Below are 21,168 nucleotides of genomic sequence, written 5' to 3' on the forward strand. Positions count from 1 at the left end.
CCCATGGTGCACGATCAGGCCCAGCGCATCGGTGTCACCGACCGGGTCGCCCGACCCGCCAGCTGCTCGAAATCATGGATCAGCAGGCTCTTGCTCTCGATGGAGACCCACCCGTAATCGGCGAATTCCAATAGGACCTTGTTGGCCGTCTCGCGGGACGTCCCGGCGAGCTGGGCGATCTCCTCCTGGGACAGGCCGTGATCGACCCGCCACGCCGTACCCGCGCGGACACCGAATCGCTTTGTCAGCAAGACCAACTGCTGGGCGACCCGGCCGGGGACGTCGTTGAAGACCAGTTCCGAGACGATGTCGTTGGTACGACGAATCCGGCGCGCCAACAACCGCAGCAGTTGGTCGGCGACCTCCGGGCGCTCGTCGACCCAGGCCCGCAGGATGTCGCCGTCCATGACCGCTGCCCGGACCCGGGTGAGGGCCACCGCGGTGGATGAGCGCGGCGCCGGATCGAAAACCGAGAGTTCGCCAAGCATGTCGGACGGGCCCAGCAGGGTGATCAGCGTCTCGCGGCCGTCGCGGCCCCTACAGCCGATCTTCACCTTGCCTTCGGCGATGATGTACAGGCAGTCACCTGCCTGTCCCTCGACGAAGATCGTCTGCCTGCGCGCGAACGTCACCCACCGCAGCGATTTGGTGACTTCGGCAAGCAATCCGCGGGCGACACCGTGGAAGACTCCGGCGCGCGCCACCACGTCGTCCAGGCCCAGCTCGTTCACCAGACTCAGCCCCTCGCGCCTCGATACGCGTCGATATCTACCACGCGATGCGCACCAAATCCTACATCACGACTAGACGATCTGTCTGATTTGTCCAATCTGGTGTGCCCGACACGCATTTCGATTGCACCCCAACGGGTATGGATTTTCCTACCACCGCCGTCGGGACCGGTTGTCGTTCCCGGCACCGGAGATCCGTAGGCTGCATGCAGGCTTTGCCAGGGACACGACGGAGGTTGCATGGCCGATTCGAAGGCTGGACAGATCCCCATCGTCGACTATCTGGTGCTCGACGACGGCGAACCCCACCTCGTCGCGCGGGAATGCGCCAACTGCGGCGCCCGCTTCTTCGACCGGCGCAACGCGTGCGCGGGTTGTTTCCGGACGGACTTCACCACCGTCCCGGTGGCGACCGAAGGCACCGTGCGCACCTTCACCATCGTCACGTTCGCCGCACCCGGGATACCCACCCCGTTCGTCGCCGCGGTCGTCGACTGCGACGGCACTCAGGTCCGGGCCAATCTCATCAATGTCGAACCTGATCCCGAGCACGTGCGCGACGGGATGAAGGTGCGGCTGACCACCTACCCGCTGGGTACCGACTCGGAAGGCACCGAGGCGATCGGCTTCGGGTTCGAGCCGGCCGCCTGACCTGATCACCGAAGAAGGAGCAGCGACGATGGCCGCCAGCGACGACATCTGGATCCTCGGGATCACGATGACCAAGTTCGGCAAGCACCCGGATCTGGACACCGTCGACCTGGCCGCCGAAGCGGCCACCGGAGCGCTCGCCGACGCCGGGCTGACCATGGCCGACATCGGTGTCATCGCCGCGGGCAACCTGATGGCGGCCAACGCCGGGATCGGTCAGCAGTTGCAGAAACAGATCGGCCAGACCGGCATCCCGGTGTACAACGTGGCCAATGCGTGCGCGACCGGCGCCACCGCGCTGCGCACCGCGATCATGGCTGTCAAAGCCGGCGAGGTCACCTACGGCATGGCCGTCGGCGTGGAGAAACTGTCCGGCGCGGGGCTGCTCGGCGGGGGCGGCACGAAGAAGTCCGACGCCGACGTGTGGGCGCCCAAGGGGCGTTACGGTGCGGTCGCGCCGGTCGACGGACGGATCGGCACCGAGGCTATGCCCGGTGTCTTCGCCCAGATCGGCACCGAATACGGCCACAAGTACGGCGGCACCAGCTTTGAATTGTTCGCCAAGATCAGCGAGAAGAACCACGCGCACTCGACGCTGAACCCACTGGCCGCCTACCAGAAACGGTTCACCCTCGAGCAGATCATGAACGACGTGATGATCGCCTATCCGAATACGCGGGCGATGTGCTCGGCAAACTGCGACGGCGCCGCGGCCGCCATCGTGTGCAACGGCACGACACTGAAAACACTGTCCCTGGAACAGCGCCGCCGGGCGGTGAAGGTGTCGGCATCGGTGCTGACCACCGACCCGTTCGAAGAGGGGTGCCAGGTGCTCCCGAACGTCAACACGCTGACCCGCAACGCCGCGGCCACCGCCTACGACGAGGCGGGCATCGGCCCGGCCGATCTGGACCTGGTCGAGTTGCACGACTGCTTCGCCACCGCCGAGCTGGTGCACTACGACAATCTGATGTTGTGCGAAGAGGGCGGCGCCGCCGACTTCTTCAACAGCGGCGCCACCTGGCGTGACGGCGCGACGCCGGTCAATGTGTCGGGCGGACTGCAGTCCAAGGGCCACCCCATCGCCGCGACCGGCATCGCCAACATCTGGGAGGTCTGCCACCACCTGCGCGGCGAGGCCGGCGACCGTCAGATCGACAACGCCAAGGTGGGGCTCGCCCACGTGATCGGCCTGGGCTCCGCGTGCGGCGTCCATGTGTTGGAGAAGTCGGCGGTCTGAAACATCATCCCGACGCCAGTTGGGTAACCAGATATCGCGACACGCGTGTGTCCCGACGCTCAATTCCGTACCGACGACGAAAGACGCGAAAACATGCAGGCAGCGGTGACCCCCGAAGCGGAGCACGCGATCACCGAGATCGCCCAGCGTCACGGCCTTTCCCGCGAAGCGGTGCTGGCCATGCTGTTCGCCATCCACACCGGGGGTGGCACGATGGCCCAGTTCTCCATCCCCGAACTCGGCGGCTCCGGCCAATGGATGCGGGGTGGGATGACGATGGTGGGCAACATGTTCGACGACGCGCTCAAAGCCCGGGTCGACGCGCTGTGCAACGAATTGTCCCAGCTGATCACCACGACCACCGTGTTCCGCGGGTCGGGTTCGCAATCCCAGTCGCAATCCCAGGGCGCCGGGTTCCAGACCGGCTTCACCTCGTCCAATTGGTGGCCCGCGGACCTGGGGGTACCGAGTTCGACCGGCGGGCAGAACGACGCGCGCTACGCCGTCTTTCCCAACACCCGCCGGCTGGCGATGCAGATCAACGGTGTGACAAAGGTTTTCGACACCGGTGAGCACCAGATCAACGGGGTGCAACAACAGCAGGGCGGTGGATACGGTTCGGTGAACTTCACCAGCCAGTTCGGCACCTTCGACGTGTCGAGTCTGCGTGAGCTCGGTGCGCAGCAGGTGGCAGAAACCCCCGCCGCTGCCCCCGCCCCGCAGTCCCAACCCCCGGCGGCGCCACCATCACCGGCGCACGCCGCGCCCGGGGGTTCCGACGATTCCGCGAGCATTGTCGCCGCCATCGAGTCGCTGGCCGGGCTGCATCAGCGCGGGATCCTGTCCGACGAGGAGTTCGCGGCGAAGAAAGCCGAGCTGCTCGGACGCCTTTGAGCAGCGCGGCCAGCACGCCGAGCGCCGGAATAGGCCGGGCGGGAGGCCGCGTTTGAACCCGCATGAAGAAGTTCTCCGAGACCGAGCGTCAGCAATTCCTCGCCGACAAGCATGTCGCTGTGCTGTCCGTCGACGCCGCCGACGGCCGCCCGCCCGCCAGCGCCCCGATCTGGTATGACTACACCCCCGGAGGAGACATCCGGATCACCACCGGCCCCACGACTCGCAAAGCCAGATTGATCGAGCGAACCGGTGCGGTGACGCTGGTGGTGCAGCGCGAGGAGCCGCCGTACCAGTACGTGGTGGTGGAAGGCACCGTCGTGGACACCACCTCGCCCGCCCCGGCAGCGGCGCAGCTGGAGATCGCTGTCCGCTACCTGGGCGAGGAAGGTGGGCGTGCCTTCGCTCGTTCCCTGGAAGGTGAAGAGACCGTGCTGTTCACCATCCGGCCTGACCGCTGGCTCACCGCCGATTTCTCCGACGAGCAGTAACCGCCGGATCTGCCTCGCGCGCAATACAGTTCGGCCCCCGTCGGTGTGAGAAGACGGCGCCCGGGTATACCAGCGCCGTGAACGCATCCGCGCGGGCGAGCGCCGGCCACGACGCATGAGTGGACGTCCCGAGCCTGTTCCCGACGACCTGCGCCGCGTGGCGGACGCGCACGGCGTGGCCACCAGTTACCGCAACGAGCGCCGCGAACCCGTCGACGTCGACGCCGACGTCGTCATCCGGGTGTTGGGGCTGCTGGACATCGAGGCCGGAACCGCAGCCGACCGGCGGCGCGAATTGGCCAGGCTCGCCGCACTCGACGAGCGGGGCGCGCCGGCGCCCACCATCGCGGTGCGTCTCACCGGCCGGTCGCATCCGCTGCCCGGCGCGGTATTGCTGGAAGCCGAAGACGGTGCGCAGACCGCGGTGCGCGACGAACTGCCCGCCGAGCTGCAGCCGGGCTGGTATCGGCTGCGCACCCGGGACGGCCAGCAGGTGACCCTGGTGGCAGCACCTCCCGAGGTGCCCGCGGCCCCGGCCACCTGGGGATGGATGCTGCAGCTCTACGGGCTGCGCTCGGCTCGCTCGTGGGGCATCGGAGATCTCGCGGACCTGCGGGAGTTCCTCCGGTGGACCGCCACCGAACACGGTGCCGGCGCCGTGCTGCTCAACCCGCTGCACGCGCCGGGCCCGACACACCCGGTGCAGCCCTCCCCGTACACCCCGTCGAGCCGCCGGTTCGCCAACCCGCTGGCGCTGTGCATCGAGGATCTCGGCGCGTACCGACGCGCTGACCCGGACACCCGTGCGGAGGTGGACGCGCTGCGGGTGTCGGCGAGCATCCCGCGGATCGACCACGATCTGGTGTGGGCGGCCAAACGGGCTGCGCTGGAGTTGTTGTGGCGTTCCGAAGGACGGCCGGCTCCGCGCCAGGACACACCGCCGGGCCTGATCGACTGGGCCACCTACTGTGCGTTGGCCGAACGGCACGGCGGCCGGTGGAGCCGGTGGCCCGCGCCGCTGCGGGACGTTCGAAGCCAGGCGGTCAGCGCGACGCGCCGGGAGCTGGCGCCGCGGGTCGCCTTTCACACCTGGGTGCAGCAGCGATGTGCGGAGCAACTGACCGCGGTGCGGCAGTCGGCCCGCGAGGCGGGCATGGCGCTGGGTGTGCTGCACGACCTCGCGGTGGGCGTCGACCCCGAAGGCGCCGATGCGTGGGCGCTGGCCAATGTCCTGGCCACCGGGGTGAGCGTCGGCGCGCCACCGGACAATTTCACCCCCCGCGGCCAGGACTGGGGGTTGCCCCCGTGGCGACCCGACCGGCTGGCCGCTACCGGTTACCAACCGATGCGGGAGATGGTGCGCGCTGTGCTCGCCCATGCTGACGGGCTGCGGATCGACCACGTGGCCGGGCTGTGGCGACTGTGGTGGATCCCGCCCGGCGACAGCCCCGACCGCGGCACCTACGTGCATTACGACGCCGACGTGATGCTGGCCGTGCTGGCTCTGGAAGCGCACCGCGCCGGGGCCACCGTGGTGGGCGAGGACCTGGGCACCGTCGAACCCGAGGTCACCGAAGCGCTGGCCGCCAACGGGATGTTGGGCTGTGCGGTGTCCTGGTTCACCCGTGACCAGTCCGCGCCGGACGAGCCGTTGCTGCCGGCGGCGCGCTGGCCGACGCGGGCGGCCGCCACCATCTCCACGCACGACCTGCCGACAGCGGCCGGTTTCCTCAGCGCCGAGCATGTGCGGGCGCGCGCTGATCTGGGTCTGCTCGACGACGTCCCCGCCGAGCAGGCCAACGCCGCGAAGGAACGCGCCGAATGGTTGGCGCTGCTGCGTTCCGAAGGGCTGCTCGACGACGCGACCGAGCCGGACGAGAACGCGATCATCGTGGCGATGCACCGCTTCCTGGCCTCGACCCCGAGCCGGTTGAAGTTGATCTCGCCCTACGACGTCCTGGGCGAGACCCGCCAGCCCAACCTGCCGGGCACTGTCGATGAGTATCCGAACTGGCGGCTACCGCTGCCGCAGACCTTGGAGCAGTTGCGTGACGACGGACGGGTCGCCGAAACGACGGCCCTGTTCGGCGCGGGCCGCACTCAGGCGTGACGTAACACCAGCAACTCGCCGGTCAGGGTCCCGTCGCCGAGCAGCCGGCCAATTCTGGAACTCTGGCGTTCGGCCAGTTCCCAGGCCTCGGTGTGGCCGTAGCGTTCGGCGAGCGTGTCGGTGACGATGTCCACCTGCTCGTTCCACGTCTCCGGGATCGGCGGCAACTCTGCGGTCCCCAGCCGTTGCTGCACGCGTAGCGCGGACCGGTGCACCAGGTCGTCGAGCTCGTCGACAGTCGGAAAATGGTTGCCGGCAAGGTAATCCGGCGGCAGCGTGTCGTGAGCGAGGAAGACGAGCAACCCGACGCGGCCGGGTGGCCGGACGATGCGACGCAGTTCGGTGAGCAACCCCAGCTGATCGGACATGGTGCACAACACCCCCAGCGACCAGGCGGCGTCGAAACTGGCGTCCACTATCGGCAACTTGTCGCCGGCGGCACACAGCACCGGGTGGCTGAACAACAGCTTCGCCGCGCGGCACGCGCCCGCCTCCGGCTCGACCAGAACGGGCTGCACCGAGCGTGCTTGTGCCGCATAGGCGGCGGGGCCTCCGACGCCGGCTCCCGAGTCCAGCAACCGAGTACCCGAGGTCAGCCCCATCTGCTCGATCAGCCAGTCCAGGGCCGCCGGACTGCCACTACCCCGACATCCCGCCGGCACGTAGTGGTCCGGTCCCAAGTCGAGGGCCACTTGTGCCGTCCACTCCGCGATCGTGTCGAATTCGGCCTCCATCGCCTCGGTCACCGGACACCCTCCCGAATCCGCCGTCCAACTTCGGCCTTGATCTGCGCACCGACGCGGGCCCCGGACGATGACGCCAGCCCCGACACGTTCACGCCCTCGACACCCTCGATAGCCAGCAGCGCGTGCGCTTCGTCGACCGCCGCGGAAATGCCCGCGGCCACCGGGTCCGGCGCGTCCAGCACCTGTCTGGCCACAACCGGGTCGAGTTCGAGGCCGGGCAACCCCTCCAGGACGGCCGCCGACACACTGTCGGTGAACACCGCGACGGCGGCAATGACCGGGATCGACAACCCCGCTGCCCGCGCCGCCGCCATGAACTCGGCGATCATGTCCGGGGCGGGCACATGGTTGAGCACCGCCAGGCTGGCTCCGGCACGTTGCTTCTCGACCAGCCGTCGGGGCCGGGCGGCCACCGGCGGGGCCGTCGGCGTTTCCGGCACTGCCGCGACCATTCCGACCGAGGCGGCCAGGGCGACCAGGCGCGGCCCGTCGAGATCGAAGGTCTGGGTGACGTCCGGGCGCACGTCGTAACCGCGTCCGTCACCGGTTACGCAGAGCACGGTGTCGACACCGACGCTGCGCAGCCCCCGGAGTTCCTGCTCGAGAACCACGCGGTTGCGATCCCGGCAGGACAGGGTGATCAGCGGCACGACGCCGGCGTCGAGCAGCATCGCCCCCATCAACGTGGGGGGGAAATCCGGTTTGTTCTGGTGCTCGCCGACCAGGACGGCGTCACAGGCGGGTCCCAGGATCGCGGCCGTGGCGGCGATGTCGTCGCGATCGAACGGTGTAGCGCTGAAATCGGTCAGCACCAGCGGAACGCGCGCAGCAACTGCGCTGGGCGAGGGCCCAGCCCAGGGCACCACATCGTCGAACGCGCAGGCTCCGGCGCGCATCTCGCACTGGCCGTCCGGCCGCACGCCCCCGCAGGGCCCGAACGTCATCCGTTTCGGACATCCGGCGAACGTCGACATCGTCGGCCCTTTCGGCGGCAAGCAGTGATCGGTGAACGCAGGGGCGGATACCCCGTGACCCGCCGGGGCAAGCACCGCGTCAGCCGCGGGCGGGCGGTCTCAATTGCGGCGTCAGTACCGGCGTCACCAGTTCGCCGGTGTCCAGGAAGCTCTCGAGGTTACGGATCGCCAGCAGCGCCATGGCCGTGCGGGTGCGCGCCGTGGCGCTGCCAATGTGGGGAAACAACACCACGTTGTCCAGGTCGAGCAACGCGGCGGGCACGGTGGGCTCGTCGGTGAAAACATCCAACCCGGCTCCGGCCACACCGCCGACGGTGATCAGCTCCACCAACGCATCCTGGTCGACCACGCTGCCCCGGGCGATGTTGACCAGGTACCCCTCGGGACCGAGCGCCTCGAGGACGTTGCGGTCCACCAGCTTTCGCGTATTGCGGCCACCTGTCGTGGCAACGACCAGGACATCGACCGACCGGGCCAGTTCCACCGGCGACTCGGCATATCGATACGGCGACCCCTCGATCCGGTGCCGGTTGTGATAGGCGATCACGCAGTCGAATCCGCGCAACCGGGCCGCGATGGCCGCACCGATGCGGCCCAGCCCCAGGATGCCGACCTGCAGCCCGGTGACATCCCTGGCATAGGGGAACTGACGTCCGTCGGCCCACCGGCCCGCCCGCACGAACCGGTCGGCGGCGCCGAACCGGCGCAGTGACATCAAAATCAGTCCCACCGCCGTATCGGCGACCGTATCGGACAGCACATCAGGGGTGTTGCTGACGCCGACACCCAGCCGCTGCGCCGCGTCCAGATCGATGGAGTCCACCCCTGCGCCGTTGTTCACGATGGCCTGCAGGCGAGGCAACGCCGCCATGGTGTCTGCGTCCACGCCCGGGGGCCCGGAGGTCACCACGACGCGGAACTCGGGGCCGTGCTCGGCCAGGTATGTGGCGCGGTGCGGTCCCGCCGGCAACCTGGACAGCTGGTAACGGCAATCCAACTCGTCCTGGAAGGTCGGCTCCAGTCCGCCGATCTGCAGGACCTCGCCCAACTTGCGCACTGTCACCGATCAGCGGTGTGCGCGCAACTGATACAACCCGCGGGTGGTGGCAACCACCGTGCCGGCGGCGTCGGTGACGACCGCTTCCAGCGTGTAGTCGGCCTTGCCCTGCGCGGCAGCCTCGGCTTCCACCCGCGCGATGGTCTCATCGTCCATGGTTGCCTCGGCGCGGAGCTCGCTGGTAGCCCGACCGACGAAAGCGATGTCGACGTTTTTCACCAGCGGGTAGAACCTGCCGGCATCGAACGTCGCCAACGCGATGATGCCGCCCAGGATTTCGGCGACAGTGAACTGGACACCGGCGTAGACGACACCGAAATGGTTTCCGTTGCCCTCGGCCGGCACCGCGGCCGCGGCAAAGCCGCGCCGGGCCTCCAGCACGCGCACCCCCATCCGGGCGGCGATCGGGATGGTCGATTCCATTCCGGCGTTCATCATTTCGACGACGGTGTCAGCCATGCCGTCGATCGTCGCACATCCTGCGGCTGGGCCGATCAACACAGCTGATGATGATGACACCGGTTGCCGCCGAGGCGCTTGGCCTGATACATCGCGGCGTCCGAGGCAGAGATCAGCCGCTCGAGCAGCGCTTGGTGGTCGCCCGGAGCGGTGTGGTCCAACAGGGCACACGCCGTGCCGATGCTGGCGGTGACCCCGGCCGTCGATCCACCGATGGCCTTGCACAGCTGGGCGGCCAGCGTCTCGGCGTTGCACTGGGCCGCAGTTCCGGCGACCAGGAATTCCTCGCCGCCGCTGCGCGCCACCACCGCCTGGTCTTCGGCGGCGGCCAGCAACACCTGGGCAACCTGGACCAGCGCATTGTCACCGGCGGCGTGACCGCGCCGGTCGTTGAGGCTCTTGAAGTTATCGAGGTCGATCAGCAGCACCACCAGATGTTCATCGATGCCCCGACGGGCCAACATCATGCCCAGGGCGTTGTGCTGGAACGCACGGCGGTTGAGCAGGCCGGTCAGCGGGTCACGGTCGGCGCGCAGCAAGTCACCCGCCAGAGCGCGCACCAGGATGCCGATGGCCAGCGGCAACGCGATATTGACCTCCAGCACCAGCCACAGATCGACCCCGGCCAGAGAAGGATGCCCCGACCCGGCCAGCCGCGCCGCTTCGTATACCCCCACCCCCGCCGCGACCACGAAGTTGTACAACACGAACGCCGTGGTGTGGAAGAACGCGATGTAGGCACCGAACGTGGCGAAGGCAATGCAGCCGATCAGCGCCGGCAGCGGATTGGGGTGGGCGAGGCATGCCAGCGCGACCGCGGTATTGCAGGTCACCGCAAACGCGATCGACAGGATCCGGGTCGGCCAACGCCAGATCCACAACAGTGCCCCGGCCACCCCACCGATCACCGCGATCCAGGTCATGGCGACCGGCCCGGCTCCGCGCGGACCGTCCGGGCCCCATAACAGGGCGAACAGGCACAGCACCATCGACGACGCGATGAACGCCATCAGGGCGCGGGTCGCACCACTGAGTCCGCGCACCGCCAAGTAGCCGGATAACCAGTCGAACTGATCGCCGCGACGCCATCTGCTGGACGTCGCAGTCCCCGTTGAACCCTTAATCGCTTCCACCGAAATCGAAGTTGATCCGCGGCCCCCAACTGACGCCGCCGAAAAGATTACCGCGATTCCCGCGGCGATCGGGTGAGTACGAATCGGACGCTGCGGCGGTAGGGACTACGCGTCGTGGTGCGGACGGGCGAGGTAATCCAGGCACACCGTGGTGCCTTCGGGACGAATCTTGATGGTGCACTGCTCGGTCAGGGCGTGCATCAAGATGATGCCGCGCGACGCCCGAGCGTCGTTGCGTGGCCGCAGCGTGGGCTTGCGCCACGTGCCGTGGTCGCTGACGCAAATGCGCAGGGAGCGTGCGGCTCGGTCGTAACTGACCTGCAGTTTCATCGGACCCACCGCATCATGGGCGCGGTAGGCGTGCTCGACGCAGTTGGCCAGGGCTTCGTTCACGCTCAGCACGATGTCGTCGACTTCTGCCGGTTCGTCAACCAGGTCCTGCAACCATCTCTGCAAATCGCGGCGCAGCCTGCCTGCGGTGGTCGCATCGGCGGCACCGGCAGAACTCATTTCAATGACCTGGCGGGGATCCGCCGCTACCAATGAGTTCATAAGGGGGACATACCCGCTCGGTCGCGAGCCTGAAACCCCGCGGCGAGTATCGCGTCGGCCACAAAAAGGTGTCCTTACAGCGGGGCGATGCGATCACACCACGGGTTCGCCTGCTCCAGCTGGGCGGCCAGCCTGATCAGCAGCGACTCCCCGCCCAGCGGCGCCACGAACTGCACCCCCAGCGGCAGGCCGCCGGAAGTCCAGTGCAGCGGCAGCGAAATAGCCGGTCGGCCAGTGAGATTCGCCAGCTGGGTGTAGGGGACCCAGCCGAGATTCTTGTCCACCATGTCGTCGACGATGTTGGTGTATCGAAGCAGACGTGCGACACGGGTCTTGATCAGGCCGTCGGCGGCGTGCTGCAACGCGACGGGCAGGTCGAACTCCCCGATCGTCGGGGGTGGGGTCGCCAGCGTGGGCGTCAGCAACAGGTCGTACGACTCGAAGTAGGTGCTCAGCCGGCGGGTGTGCTGGTGGCGGCGTTCGATCGCGTCGACGTAATCGACGCTTTTGGTGGCCCGGCCGAGCGCGGCCATGATCAGGGTGTCGCGCTCGAACGAGGCATCGCCGGCACCGGTGTGGCGCTTGGCCTGGTCGACGTCCCAGGCCAGGTGGACGAACCAGGCCAGCAGGAAGTCGCGGGCCAGGGCGGCGTCGTCGTACGGCGCTGCGGACAGTTCGTCGACATGGTGTCCGAGGTCGGTGAGGCTACGCACGGTGGCCTCCACCGCCGCGAAGGCTTCCCGGTGCGGTTCGGGATTGATCGCCGACGGCACCCGCACCCCGATCCGTAGTGCGCCGGGGTCCTGTCCCACGGCAGACAAGTACGGCGAATCGGGTACCGCGGGCAGATACGGACCCGACGATTCGCCCCCGCAGATGACGTCCAGCATGGCCGCGGTGTCGCGCACCGTCCGGGACACGACGCCTTGCACGGCGGCGCCGTGCTGGGCCTCACCCGTCGCCGGGCCCATCGGCGTCAACCCGCGGCCCGGTTTCAGGCCCACCAAGCCACAGCAGGCGGCCGGGATTCGCGTCGACCCGCCGCCGTCGTTGGCGCCTGCGCAGGGCACGATGCCCGCTGCGACCGCGGCGGCCGACCCGCCCGAGGAACCGCCCGGCGTGTGATGCAGGTTCCACGGGTTTCGCGCCGGCCCCCACGCCTGCGATTCGGTGATCGCCTTCGCGCCGAACTCCGGCAGGTTGGTCTTGCCGAAGATGACCAACCCCGCGTCGATCCAGCGCTGGACGACGGTTGCGTGTTCGGCCGCCGGCGTCGACATCCAGGCGCGGGATCCCTGGGACGTCGGCAACCCGGCGTAGTCCTGCGCGATGTCCTTGATCAGGAACGGGACGCCGGCGAACGCGCCCCCGGCATCGTCGACGGGTTGCGCCGGCACATCCCGCACGATCGCGTTGATCCGCGGGTTGACCGCGGCGGCGCGCTCCCTGGCCAGGGTCAACAGCTCGGAAGCGGTCACCTGTTTGTCGGCGACGAGCTTCGCCAGGCCGGTGGCGTCATAGCTGCGGTACTCGTCGAAGTTCATGGTTCGACCGTAAATGTGGCGCCCGTCGCTACTTCCTGCGGGTTTCGCCGAGTCGGTTTCGGGCGATCCTGCCGGCAAGCATGTGCCGGCACCTAGGAGGTTTCGCGTGGATCAGCACCCCGACGACCACTCAGCACCGGTGCCGAAGGACGCCAGGGAGTCCACCGAAGAACAACGTGAAGTGGAAGAGCAACTGGAGCATGCGGGCGACGACCCCGACGCCCCGGGTGCGCAGCAGTCCGCGGATCAGCTCGCTGACGAGAGCAGGCGCTGACCGGACTCGCCGGCGGAACTACGCCTGCGTCAGCTCCGCATACCGGGCGATGTGTTGGTCGGTGGTGCCGAATTCGTACTGAATTGCGGTGAGCCGCTTGAAGTAGTGGCCGATCGCCAGCTCTTCGGTCATCCCCATGCCGCCGTGCAGCTGCACGGCCTGCTGGCCGATGAACCGCGCAGCGCGGCCGATGGTCGCCTTGGCCGCCGATACCGCACGGGCGCGGATCGCCTCGTCTTCGTCGAGTTTGAGGATCGCCAGGTATACCGCGGCGACGGATTGCTCGAGTTCCATGTGCATGTCGACCATGCGGTGTTGCAGCACCTGGAAACTGCCGATCGGCTGACCGAACTGCTGACGTTGCTTGGAATATTCGACGGTGTCCGCCAACACTTTTCGCATACAGCCGACCGCCTCGGCGCAGATTGCCGCCGCTCCTTCATCGCGCGCCCGGCTCAGCGATGACCACGCCTGGCCCGGTTCGCCGAGCAGCGCCTCCGGCCCCAGCCGCACCTTGTCGAACGCGATGTCGGCGGCGCGGCGGTCGTCGATGGTGCGATAGGGATGCACTTCGATACCGGACGCGTCGACCTCGGTGACAAACAGCGAGAGCCCGTTGGCGTTTGGCGTGCCGGCGGTGACCAGCAGGTGCGTGGCCAGCGGCGCTCCCACGACCATCAGTTTGCGGCCGCTCAACACCCAGCCGTCGCCGTCGGGTTCGGCCGTGGTCGACACGTCCTGCCATCGATCGCCGGACGCCGGTTCGGCGGCCGCCAACGCCACCACGGCCTTGCCGTCGGAGATCTTTTCCAGCAGCGCACGGGCCAGCGGTCCGCCGGCGCGGTGCAACAGCCCGCCGGCCACGACGACGGTGTCGACGTAAGGTTCGACGACCAGCGCCTGACCGAGTTGCTCGGCGATGATCATGAGTTCCACTGGGCCGCCGCCGATCCCGCCGACGTCTTCGGGCAGCGTCGCGCCCAGGATGCCCAACTCTGTGGCGAAGCCTCGCCAGATGTCCGGCTGCCAGCCGACGCCGGTCTTGGCCGCGGCGCGACTCTTGTCGAGGTCGTAACGGACGGAAAGGAACTTCGCCAGGCCGTCGCGCAGCAGCTCTTGTTCTTCGGTCAAATTGAAGTCCATCTATAACCCCAATGCCGCTTTGGCCAGAATATTTCGCTGGATTTCGTTGCTGCCGGCGTAAATTGAGCCGGCCCGGTCATTGAAGTAACGCAACGGCGCCACCGCCTGCCACGGCTCGCCCGAGGCGTATCCGTCGGCGGGCGCCGTGAATTCCGCGACCCGCCCCCCGGGTGCGGTCACGTGTGGCTGATAGGCCCGTCCCCACGGCCCGGCCGCCTCCAACGCGAGTTCGGTCAGGGTCTGGCTGAGTTCGGTACCCAGGATCTTCAGCATCGACGACGCCGCGCCCGGATTGCGCCCCTGCGCCACCGCGGCGAGTACCCGATATTCGAGAATCTCCAGGACCTCAGCGCGGATTCGGGCGTCGGCCAACTTCCGGGTGAAACCCGGATCGCCGGCCAGCGTTCCGCCACCCGGACCGGGTTGGCTCTTGGCCGCCGCGCCGATCTCCTCGGCCATCACTTGCAGGCCCGGCGCCACCGCGCCGCCACCCCGCTCGAATTCCAGCAGATACTTGGCCACCGTCCAGCCCTGGTCGATCTCGCCGAGGACGTTGGCCTTGGGCACCCGCACCTCGTCGAAGAACACCTGGTTCTGCACTTCTTCACCCGAGGTCATCACCAGCGGCCGGATCTCGATGCCCGGTGCGGTCATCTCGATCAGCACAAACGTGATGCCCTGCTGCTTCTTCTGCGCACGCGAAGTGCGCACCAGGGCGAACATCCAATTCGCCTCGCTGGCATGGGTGGTCCAGATCTTGCTGCCGGTGCACACCAGGTCGTCACCGTCGGGCACGGCCGCCATCGACAGCGCCGCCAGGTCCGACCCGGCCTCCGGCTCGGAGTACCCCTGGCAGAAGAACACCTCGCCGGTCAGGATCCGCGGGAGGAAATAGTCTTTCTGCGCGTCGGTGCCGTACCGGATGATCGCGTGCGCCACCATCCGGATGCCCATCGGCGACAGCGAGGGCGCACCGGCCAGCATCGATTCCCGGGTGAAGATGTAGTGCTGGGTCAGGCTCCAATCACAGCCGCCGTACTGCACCGGCCAGGCCGGCGCCGCCCAGCCGCGTTCGTGCAGGATCGCCTGCCAGGCCATGCTGGCCTCGTGATCGGCATAGACGCTGGTCATGAGCTGCCCGGCGCGTCGCAATTCGGGAGTGAGCTTCTCGTGGAGGAACTGCCGGACCTCGTCCTGGAAGTCCAGCTCGTCCTGTGACCACTGCAAATCCATCAGTACCGGCCTCGGCGTCGTGTCGGCGAATCGTCGGCGCGAGTCTAGCCTCAGCCGGCGCCCTTACCGTTGTCGACCCGGTAGACCGCACCGTGGATGACCGCGGCGTCGTCGCTGGCCAGGAAGGCGATCACGGAGGCGACGTCGCGGGGTCCCCGAGGATCTTTCGTCGTTCGCGGCTGCGGCAAACCGTTTCGTCAGACCTGTCGTGGCGTGACGAACGGAACCAGCACCTCGTCGACCAGTTGGACGATCAACTGCTCGTCGATGGGATCGCCGGTAACCAGCAGCCGGTGCCACAGCACGCTCTGCCCGAGTTCGCGGGCGATCTCGATCGGCACATCAGCGCGCACGTCGCCGCGAGCGATCCCTCGGGCCAGCAGCTCGGCCATTTCCTGCTTGCGCCAACCGATCACGTCGGTGCGGAATGTTTCGGCGAGTACAGGATCGTGAGCTGCGGCAGCGATCCCGGCCCGGATGACGTCCGCCTGCGGCCCGGTGAACAGCTGCGCCCAGCCGCGCAGGACCGCCAGCATGTCCTGCCGGTAGCTGCCGGTGTCCCGGTGCGGAATCGCGGTGACGGCGACGCGCATCAAGGTGTCGCGCACCAACGCACGGCTGTCGGGCCAGCGCCGGTAGAGCACCGGTTTACTCGTTCCTGCGGCAGTGGCGACGGCCTCCATGGTGACGCCGGCGGCTCCGTGCAAACCGATGAGACGCAGGACTGCGTCCCTGATTGCCGCGTCGAGTTCTGCACCGTGCCGTCGACGCATCACACTCCCTCAGAAAGAAACGGTTGCGTTTCTCAGCATGGCCTCGTACCGTAATTTGAGAAACGATACCGTATCTTGGAGGCCGTCATGCTGAGTCGCCCCGTCCGCTACCCGTTGCGCCCGGTCGACACAGCGACGGTGCGCTGCACCACCGCCGCACACCATCGCCGCCGCGTCACCATCGACCATCGAGTGCTGACCGGCATCACCCCGGCGATGCTGCTCGATTGGTTCACCCACCTGGACGGGACGATGCGCTACGCAGGCGAAGTCATCGACCGCTACCTCGCCTGGCACCCGATTGACCACATCCGCTGGGAATTGGCGAAGCCCGCACCGGGTGGCGGCGCCGGCGAAGGCGCTCGCTTCCGGATCGTCGAAGCCTTCGGCGCGCGGCCGGAATACAAAGTAGACGTGACCGATCGGGTGGAGAAGCTGGACGAGACAGGTATCCGCCTGGTCACGCGCATCGCCGGCGTCATCGTCATCCAACTGGAGCACACCTGGTCGGCCGGTTCTGACGGTGCACACTACGTCACGGTCCTCGACCTCGGAGCGCGCAACGCGTTGTTCGCGCCGGTCAACCGCATGCTGCACCGGCGTTTTCCCGACCATATGGTCCAGGCCTGGATCAGACACAACATCGAAGAGGTCGGGCAGCTGGAATACCTGCTGCCGCAACTGGACTCGGTGCCGGCGGGATAGCCGCAGCCGTGGACGACGTGCTGTCCTGCGGCGACGACCGTCACCGCCGGCGCGGCGTCGGCGCGAAAGTGACCGGCATCGATTCCAGCCCGCTGACGAAATTGGCCGGCCGCAGCGGAAGTTCGGCGCCGTCGGCCAGGGTCAGGTCCGGGAGCCGGCGCAACACCGTGCCCACCATGGTGGTCAATTCCAGCCGCGCCAGCTGGTTGCCCAGGCAGAAGTGGGTACCGAAGCCGAATGCCAGGTGGTTGTTCGGATTTCGGCGAATGTCGAAGTCGTCAGGGTCGGCGAACACCGTCTCGTCGAAGTTGGCCGACTCGAACATCAGCAGGATCTTCTCCCCGGCATACAACTGCGTTCCGTGAAACACGTTGTCAGCGGTGACCAGGCGGCACATGTTCTTCACCGGCGAGGTCCAGCGCAGCATTTCTTCGATCGCTGTTCCGAGCAGACCCGGATCGGCGCGCAGCGCGTCCCACTGCCGTGGCCGCGCCACGAGCGCCGCGACTCCACCAGACAGGGTGTGCCGGGTGGTCTCGTCGCCGCCGATGAGAATGAGCAGGGTCTCGGCGGCGATCTCGTCGTCGGACAGGCGGCGCCCGTCGATCTCAGCCTCCACCAGAACGCTGACCAGGTCGTCACCCGGATCGCGGCGCCGCCGCCCGATCAACTCGTGCATGTGCGCGTGGTACGCAGTCAGCGACGCCACGGAGCGCGCGAGCAACTCCGGTGTGGCCGTCGAACTCAGCGCGACGACCATGTCGTCAGACCACGCCAGGAACATGTCGCGCTCGTGCGGCAGCACGCCCAGCATGTCGCCGATCACCGCCATCGGCAGAGGCGCGGCGATATCGGTCACGAAGTCGCATCCGCCGGTTTCGCAGACCGCGTCGATCAGGGCGTCGCACAGCGACTGAATCGAATCTGTATGGGCGGCAACGCGTTTGCGGGTGAAGCCGGTGTTGACGAGTTTGCGGCGCAGCAGGTGCGCCGGGTCGTCCATGTCGATCATGTGCAGCAGCGGCGGCGTCGCCGGTCGGATACCACCGGCATTGGAGAACAGGCCCGGATCGCGTTCGGCCTCGAGCACCGCGCGGTAACTCGCGGCGGCCGCAAGGCCATTGCGGTCCCGAAAGACCGGGCGATGGGTACGCATCCAGCGGTAAACGGCGCGAGCTTCACCACTCGCGTAGAACCGCCCGTCGGTGAGGTCGACGTCGGGGGCGGCGTCCTTATTGACCGGCGTTTTGGCCCAGCTCAATTGCGTACGAGCTGACGAACCGTCCGGCCGACGGCCCGCCGTTGCACGATCCGTCGGACTCCCCGGGCCGTTTGATCCATAGATAGGCGTCGGCGTGCCCACCGGCGGTGGCCGTCGTGGGCGGGGTGCCCAACGCCCGCCCGCTGGGGTTGCACCAGCTGAGCGCAGAATCCGGTGCAGGTCCCGCACCATTGCGGCCGGTGTCGATCACGTAGTGCGCTCCGCCCGTCATCCCGGAAATCGCCTCGCCGTAGCCGGTCTCCTCATCGGTGGTGAAGAAGTTCGACACGTTCAGACTGAACCCGCGCGCGTGGCCGACGCCGGCGGCATTGAGCCGGTTGGCCATTTCCTCCGCGCTCACCCAGCGCGAGTGTCCACCGTCGACGTACACCGCGGCGTTCGGATCGCGGGTCAAGGTGTCGACGGCGTACCGCACCAGGCTGTAACGCTCCTGACGCTGGTCGCCGGACAAGCAATCGGCCATGGCAAGCGCGTCGGGTTCGACGATGATCGCCACCGGCGAGGCGCCGAGCCCAGCGGAGATCGAATCGATCCACCCGCTGTAGTCCGCGCCAGATCCGAAGCCGCCGGACGCGTAGCTGCCGCAGTCGCGATGCGGGATGGCATAGAGGGTGATGATCGGCATGCTGCCGGCCGCCTGCGCCGCGCCGACGTAGCTGGCGACCCGGCCACCGACCGAACCGGCGGGAAAAGCCTGGTCGAGCCAGTACGACTGCGGCGTGTTGGCGATCGCGGTGAGCTGCGCGCTGGGCGGATTGGCGCCGCGCGCGGCGTTCATCGCGGCCGACGACGGGTCGACATAGAAGGGTTGTCCGGCCAGCGGGTTGCCCGAATCGGTCAGACGTATCGCCGGGGTGGACGTGACCGGCGCGGTCAGGCCTGCGGCGACAACGGCCACGGCTGCCAGGAAAGGGACCATCCATCGTGCGGCTGCGCGCGCAGCTGAGATCATCACGAAAGCAAAATAGTGCCGAATCGTGATAATCGCCAGCCGATGCGGGCGCGGACGCAGCGATGAGACCGGCCCAGCGCCGCAGCGCAGTGGTGAAGCTACGCCGGATTCAGGAAGCGACGAGGTCGTCGATCTGATTGATCGCCTCCGTGCTGCCCTCGACCACGCCCATGTCCAGCACCTGCTGCAGCGCCGCAGCGGATTCGTAGGTGCTGACGAACGTGGCGCGGGTGTGGCCGTCGTGCTCGGCGAAGGTGTAGACGTTCTTGGAAACCGGCATTTCGGCGTTCGGCGTGAAGTCCTCGTCCGCGAAGCCGTCGTCGAAGGAGAAGCTCGTCGGCTCCTCGACGGCGGTGATCTGCCAGTACCCGGCGTACTTCTCCCCGTGCGGGCCGGTCATGTAGTACGTCATGCGACCGCCGGGCGACAGATCGTGGTCGACGAAGGTCGCCGGGTACTCCGGTGGCCCCCACACCTTCTCCAGCTGACGCGGGTCGGCGTAGACCTGCCAGATCCGCTGCACCGGCGCGGCAAAGTCGGCGGTGATGGTCAGCGTCAGATTGTCGAGGTCCTGCTGGACGTCGGTCACGGGCATGTTCAGTCCTCCTTCGGGTCCGATGAGATGAGTTCGTCGATGCTCGCCACCCGGTGACGCCACAGGGATTCCAGCTCCGCGAGCATCGATGCCACCGATCGCACCGCTGCCACGTCGCCACTGGCCAACTGCTCGCGACCGGTACGTCGCTTGGTGAGCAGGCCGGCTCGTTCCAGCACCGCGACGTGCTTTTGCACCGCCGCGAAACTCATCTCGTATTTCACTGCGAGCGCGGAAACCGAATGCTCGCCCGTCAACACCCGACGCATGATGTCGCGCCGGGTCCGGTCGGCGAGCGCATGGAACAGAGCGTCAGCCCGGTCCTCGAGATCCACGGTCACCGCACTAACATACAACCAATTGGTTGTATGTTGTCAAGAGGTCGCCGAGCCGCTGCAGGAAGTCGTTCAGCGCGGGTACAGACACACCGGTGTCCTGTCCGTCGATCCGTCAGGAGTTCTGGTGTGCGCAGCCCTGCGTATCGCACTGCTCGCGCACAATCACTTCCCGATCCGCGAGCCGTTTGCCGGTGGGCTGGAGGCGCACATCGGGCACCTGGCCGGTGCCCTGGCCCGGCACGGGCACCAGGTGACCCTGTTCGCGGCGGCGGGTTCGGCCCCCGAAGTGTCACACCCCGGCCTGTCGCTCATCGACCTGACGTGCAGTCCCGCTGCCGCACAACCGTTTCCGCGGCCCGGAGCGGTGAAGGAATCTCATCACCGCGCGTTTGTCACCCTGATGGCCGAGCTGATCCGGGACGGCGGCGCCCGGTTCGACGTGGTGCACAATCACACCCTGCATTACGTCCCGATCATGATGGCGCCTCGGCTGGCCACCCCGATGCTGACCACCCTCCACACCCCGCCGTTGCCCCTGCTGGAGGCCGCGGTCGGTGCGGTCCGCGGTATGGCCTACGCAACGGTCAGCCGCCGGGCCGCTGCCGCGTGGGCAGATGCCGGCGCCAGCCGAATAGCGGTGGTGCCGAACGGGATCGACGTCGAGCGTTGGCCGGCGGGTACCGGTGGGGCGTATCTGGTGTGGTCGGGCCGGCTGGTCCCGGAGAAGGGTCCGCAGCTCGCGATCGAGGCGGCGCGACGGGCGGGGTACCGGCTTGTGCTCGCCGGGCCCGTGGTGGATCGTGACTTCTTCCGGCGGCGGATCGCGCCGCACCTCGGCGACGGCGTCAGCTACGCGGGCCACCTCGACCAGCGACACCTGGCGGCACTGGTGGGAGGTGCCGCCGCGGCACTGGCGACGCCGCTATGGGACGAACCGTACGGCTTGGTGGTTGCCGAAGCCATGGCGTGCGGGACTCCGGTGGTGGCTTTCGCGCGCGGCGGCATCCCCGAGCTGCTGGACGAATCCTGCGGTCGCCTGGTGGCCGGCGGCGATGTGACGGCCATGGCGGCGGCCATTCCCGCGGCCGTTGCCCTGTCCCGCGCGACAGTACGCAGGATCGCCGTCGAGCGTCACGGTCTCGACGCGATGGTCGCCAAATACATTGCGCTGTACCGCAGTTTGATCCTCCGGCGAAGGCGACCGGCGCGCACCTCGGTGCCGCGTCACACAGTCAGCGGACTCGCACACGCCGAGTAGTCCGTTGCATTGCGGGTATACGCGCATGCGTTA

General features: G+C 67.8%; 23 protein-coding genes and 1 pseudogene. 8 read left to right on the top strand and 16 right to left on the bottom strand.

Annotated features, from left to right (window positions below; all coding sequences use genetic code 11):
* Positions 1-14 precede the first annotated feature (14 nt).
* A complete protein-coding gene (locus AC5Y6Y_RS12040; RefSeq protein ID WP_473138936.1) occupies positions 15-716 on the bottom strand; it encodes a Crp/Fnr family transcriptional regulator in 702 nt (233 codons plus the stop codon).
* Between the two features lie 255 nt (positions 717-971).
* Between AC5Y6Y_RS12040 and AC5Y6Y_RS12045 the strand changes: the two genes are divergently transcribed.
* The 5 genes from AC5Y6Y_RS12045 (at position 972) to malQ (ending at position 6,117) form a co-directional block, all read left to right on the top strand.
* Positions 972-1,382 carry a Zn-ribbon domain-containing OB-fold protein gene (locus tag AC5Y6Y_RS12045; protein ID WP_463826378.1) on the top strand — a complete coding sequence of 137 codons (411 nt, stop codon included), beginning with the start codon at positions 972-974 and terminating at the stop codon, positions 1,380-1,382.
* A gap of 28 nt (positions 1,383-1,410) precedes the next feature.
* Positions 1,411-2,622 carry a thiolase family protein gene (locus AC5Y6Y_RS12050; RefSeq protein WP_473138763.1) on the top strand — a complete coding sequence of 404 codons (1,212 nt, stop codon included), beginning with the start codon at positions 1,411-1,413 and terminating at the stop codon, positions 2,620-2,622.
* 93 nt (positions 2,623-2,715) lie between these two features.
* Entirely contained in the window at positions 2,716-3,516 is an 801-nt protein-coding gene (locus AC5Y6Y_RS12055) for an SHOCT domain-containing protein (RefSeq protein ID WP_473138762.1), read from the top strand.
* 62 nt (positions 3,517-3,578) lie between these two features.
* On the top strand, positions 3,579-4,007 hold the full coding sequence (locus AC5Y6Y_RS12060) for a pyridoxamine 5'-phosphate oxidase family protein (protein ID WP_463826375.1): 429 nt from the start codon (positions 3,579-3,581) through the stop codon (positions 4,005-4,007).
* Between the two features lie 115 nt (positions 4,008-4,122).
* Entirely contained in the window at positions 4,123-6,117 is a 1,995-nt protein-coding gene (malQ, locus tag AC5Y6Y_RS12065; RefSeq protein WP_473138761.1) for a 4-alpha-glucanotransferase, read from the top strand.
* On the opposite strand, the gene AC5Y6Y_RS12070 is transcribed toward malQ, so the two are convergent.
* The 7 genes from AC5Y6Y_RS12070 to AC5Y6Y_RS12100 form a co-directional block, all read right to left on the bottom strand.
* Positions 6,108-6,863, bottom strand: coding sequence for a class I SAM-dependent methyltransferase (locus AC5Y6Y_RS12070; RefSeq protein ID WP_473138760.1), 756 nt, complete (start codon positions 6,861-6,863; stop codon positions 6,108-6,110). The genes malQ and AC5Y6Y_RS12070 overlap by 10 nt on opposite strands.
* A complete protein-coding gene (locus tag AC5Y6Y_RS12075) occupies positions 6,860-7,837 on the bottom strand; it encodes a methylenetetrahydrofolate reductase (RefSeq protein WP_473138759.1) in 978 nt (325 codons plus the stop codon). The genes AC5Y6Y_RS12070 and AC5Y6Y_RS12075 overlap by 4 nt, the downstream gene beginning before the upstream one ends.
* 79 nt (positions 7,838-7,916) lie before the next feature.
* The gene (locus tag AC5Y6Y_RS12080) at positions 7,917-8,900 is read right to left on the bottom strand and encodes a 2-hydroxyacid dehydrogenase (protein WP_473138758.1); all 984 of its coding nucleotides are present in this window, start codon (positions 8,898-8,900) and stop codon (positions 7,917-7,919) included.
* Between the two features lie 3 nt (positions 8,901-8,903).
* Positions 8,904-9,353, bottom strand: coding sequence for a YiiD C-terminal domain-containing protein (locus AC5Y6Y_RS12085; protein WP_463826370.1), 450 nt, complete (start codon positions 9,351-9,353; stop codon positions 8,904-8,906).
* 35 nt (positions 9,354-9,388) lie between these two features.
* Positions 9,389-10,363, bottom strand: coding sequence for a GGDEF domain-containing protein (locus tag AC5Y6Y_RS12090; protein WP_499930095.1), 975 nt, complete (start codon positions 10,361-10,363; stop codon positions 9,389-9,391).
* A gap of 228 nt (positions 10,364-10,591) precedes the next feature.
* Positions 10,592-11,002, bottom strand: a complete 411-nt coding sequence (locus tag AC5Y6Y_RS12095; RefSeq protein ID WP_463826439.1) for an ATP-binding protein — start codon at positions 11,000-11,002, stop codon at positions 10,592-10,594.
* A 110-nt stretch (positions 11,003-11,112) separates the two neighbouring features.
* Entirely contained in the window at positions 11,113-12,582 is a 1,470-nt protein-coding gene (locus tag AC5Y6Y_RS12100; RefSeq protein WP_473138757.1) for an amidase, read from the bottom strand.
* A 106-nt stretch (positions 12,583-12,688) separates the two neighbouring features.
* Between AC5Y6Y_RS12100 and AC5Y6Y_RS12105 the strand changes: the two genes are divergently transcribed.
* The gene (locus AC5Y6Y_RS12105) at positions 12,689-12,856 is read left to right on the top strand and encodes a hypothetical protein (protein WP_463826367.1); all 168 of its coding nucleotides are present in this window, start codon (positions 12,689-12,691) and stop codon (positions 12,854-12,856) included.
* 18 nt (positions 12,857-12,874) lie between these two features.
* Here AC5Y6Y_RS12105 and AC5Y6Y_RS12110 read toward each other — a convergent pair whose 3' ends face one another.
* The 4 genes and pseudogenes from AC5Y6Y_RS12110 to AC5Y6Y_RS12125 form a co-directional block, all read right to left on the bottom strand.
* A complete protein-coding gene (locus AC5Y6Y_RS12110; RefSeq protein WP_473138756.1) occupies positions 12,875-13,999 on the bottom strand; it encodes an acyl-CoA dehydrogenase family protein in 1,125 nt (374 codons plus the stop codon).
* Positions 14,000-15,232, bottom strand: a complete 1,233-nt coding sequence (locus AC5Y6Y_RS12115; protein WP_463826365.1) for an acyl-CoA dehydrogenase family protein — start codon at positions 15,230-15,232, stop codon at positions 14,000-14,002. It abuts the gene before it with no gap.
* A gap of 50 nt (positions 15,233-15,282) precedes the next feature.
* Positions 15,283-15,402: pseudogene (locus AC5Y6Y_RS12120) on the bottom strand (SDR family NAD(P)-dependent oxidoreductase); the annotation flags it as partial.
* 27 nt (positions 15,403-15,429) lie between these two features.
* Positions 15,430-16,005, bottom strand: a complete 576-nt coding sequence (locus AC5Y6Y_RS12125; protein ID WP_473138755.1) for a TetR/AcrR family transcriptional regulator — start codon at positions 16,003-16,005, stop codon at positions 15,430-15,432.
* A 90-nt stretch (positions 16,006-16,095) separates the two neighbouring features.
* On the opposite strand from AC5Y6Y_RS12125, the gene AC5Y6Y_RS12130 reads away from it, so the two are divergent.
* Positions 16,096-16,710, top strand: coding sequence for a hypothetical protein (locus AC5Y6Y_RS12130; RefSeq protein ID WP_473138935.1), 615 nt, complete (start codon positions 16,096-16,098; stop codon positions 16,708-16,710).
* A gap of 40 nt (positions 16,711-16,750) precedes the next feature.
* Here AC5Y6Y_RS12130 and AC5Y6Y_RS12135 read toward each other — a convergent pair whose 3' ends face one another.
* The 4 genes from AC5Y6Y_RS12135 to AC5Y6Y_RS12150 all read right to left on the bottom strand — a co-directional run bounded on the left by AC5Y6Y_RS12135 (position 16,751) and on the right by AC5Y6Y_RS12150 (position 19,880).
* Positions 16,751-17,971: a cytochrome P450 gene (locus AC5Y6Y_RS12135; RefSeq protein WP_473138754.1), complete on the bottom strand. Its 1,221-nt coding sequence runs from the start codon at positions 17,969-17,971 to the stop codon at positions 16,751-16,753.
* On the bottom strand, positions 17,943-18,944 hold the full coding sequence (locus AC5Y6Y_RS12140) for a glycoside hydrolase family 6 protein (protein WP_473138934.1): 1,002 nt from the start codon (positions 18,942-18,944) through the stop codon (positions 17,943-17,945). The genes AC5Y6Y_RS12135 and AC5Y6Y_RS12140 overlap by 29 nt, the downstream gene beginning before the upstream one ends.
* 109 nt (positions 18,945-19,053) lie before the next feature.
* Positions 19,054-19,539, bottom strand: a complete 486-nt coding sequence (locus AC5Y6Y_RS12145; protein WP_473138753.1) for an SRPBCC family protein — start codon at positions 19,537-19,539, stop codon at positions 19,054-19,056.
* 2 nt (positions 19,540-19,541) lie between these two features.
* On the bottom strand, positions 19,542-19,880 hold the full coding sequence (locus AC5Y6Y_RS12150) for an ArsR/SmtB family transcription factor (RefSeq protein WP_463826361.1): 339 nt from the start codon (positions 19,878-19,880) through the stop codon (positions 19,542-19,544).
* A gap of 121 nt (positions 19,881-20,001) precedes the next feature.
* On the opposite strand from AC5Y6Y_RS12150, the gene AC5Y6Y_RS12155 reads away from it, so the two are divergent.
* Entirely contained in the window at positions 20,002-21,135 is a 1,134-nt protein-coding gene (locus AC5Y6Y_RS12155) for a glycosyltransferase (protein ID WP_473138752.1), read from the top strand.
* Positions 21,136-21,168: the final 33 nt, after the last annotated feature.

The organism is Mycobacterium sp. NGS24 (assembly GCF_059813065.1).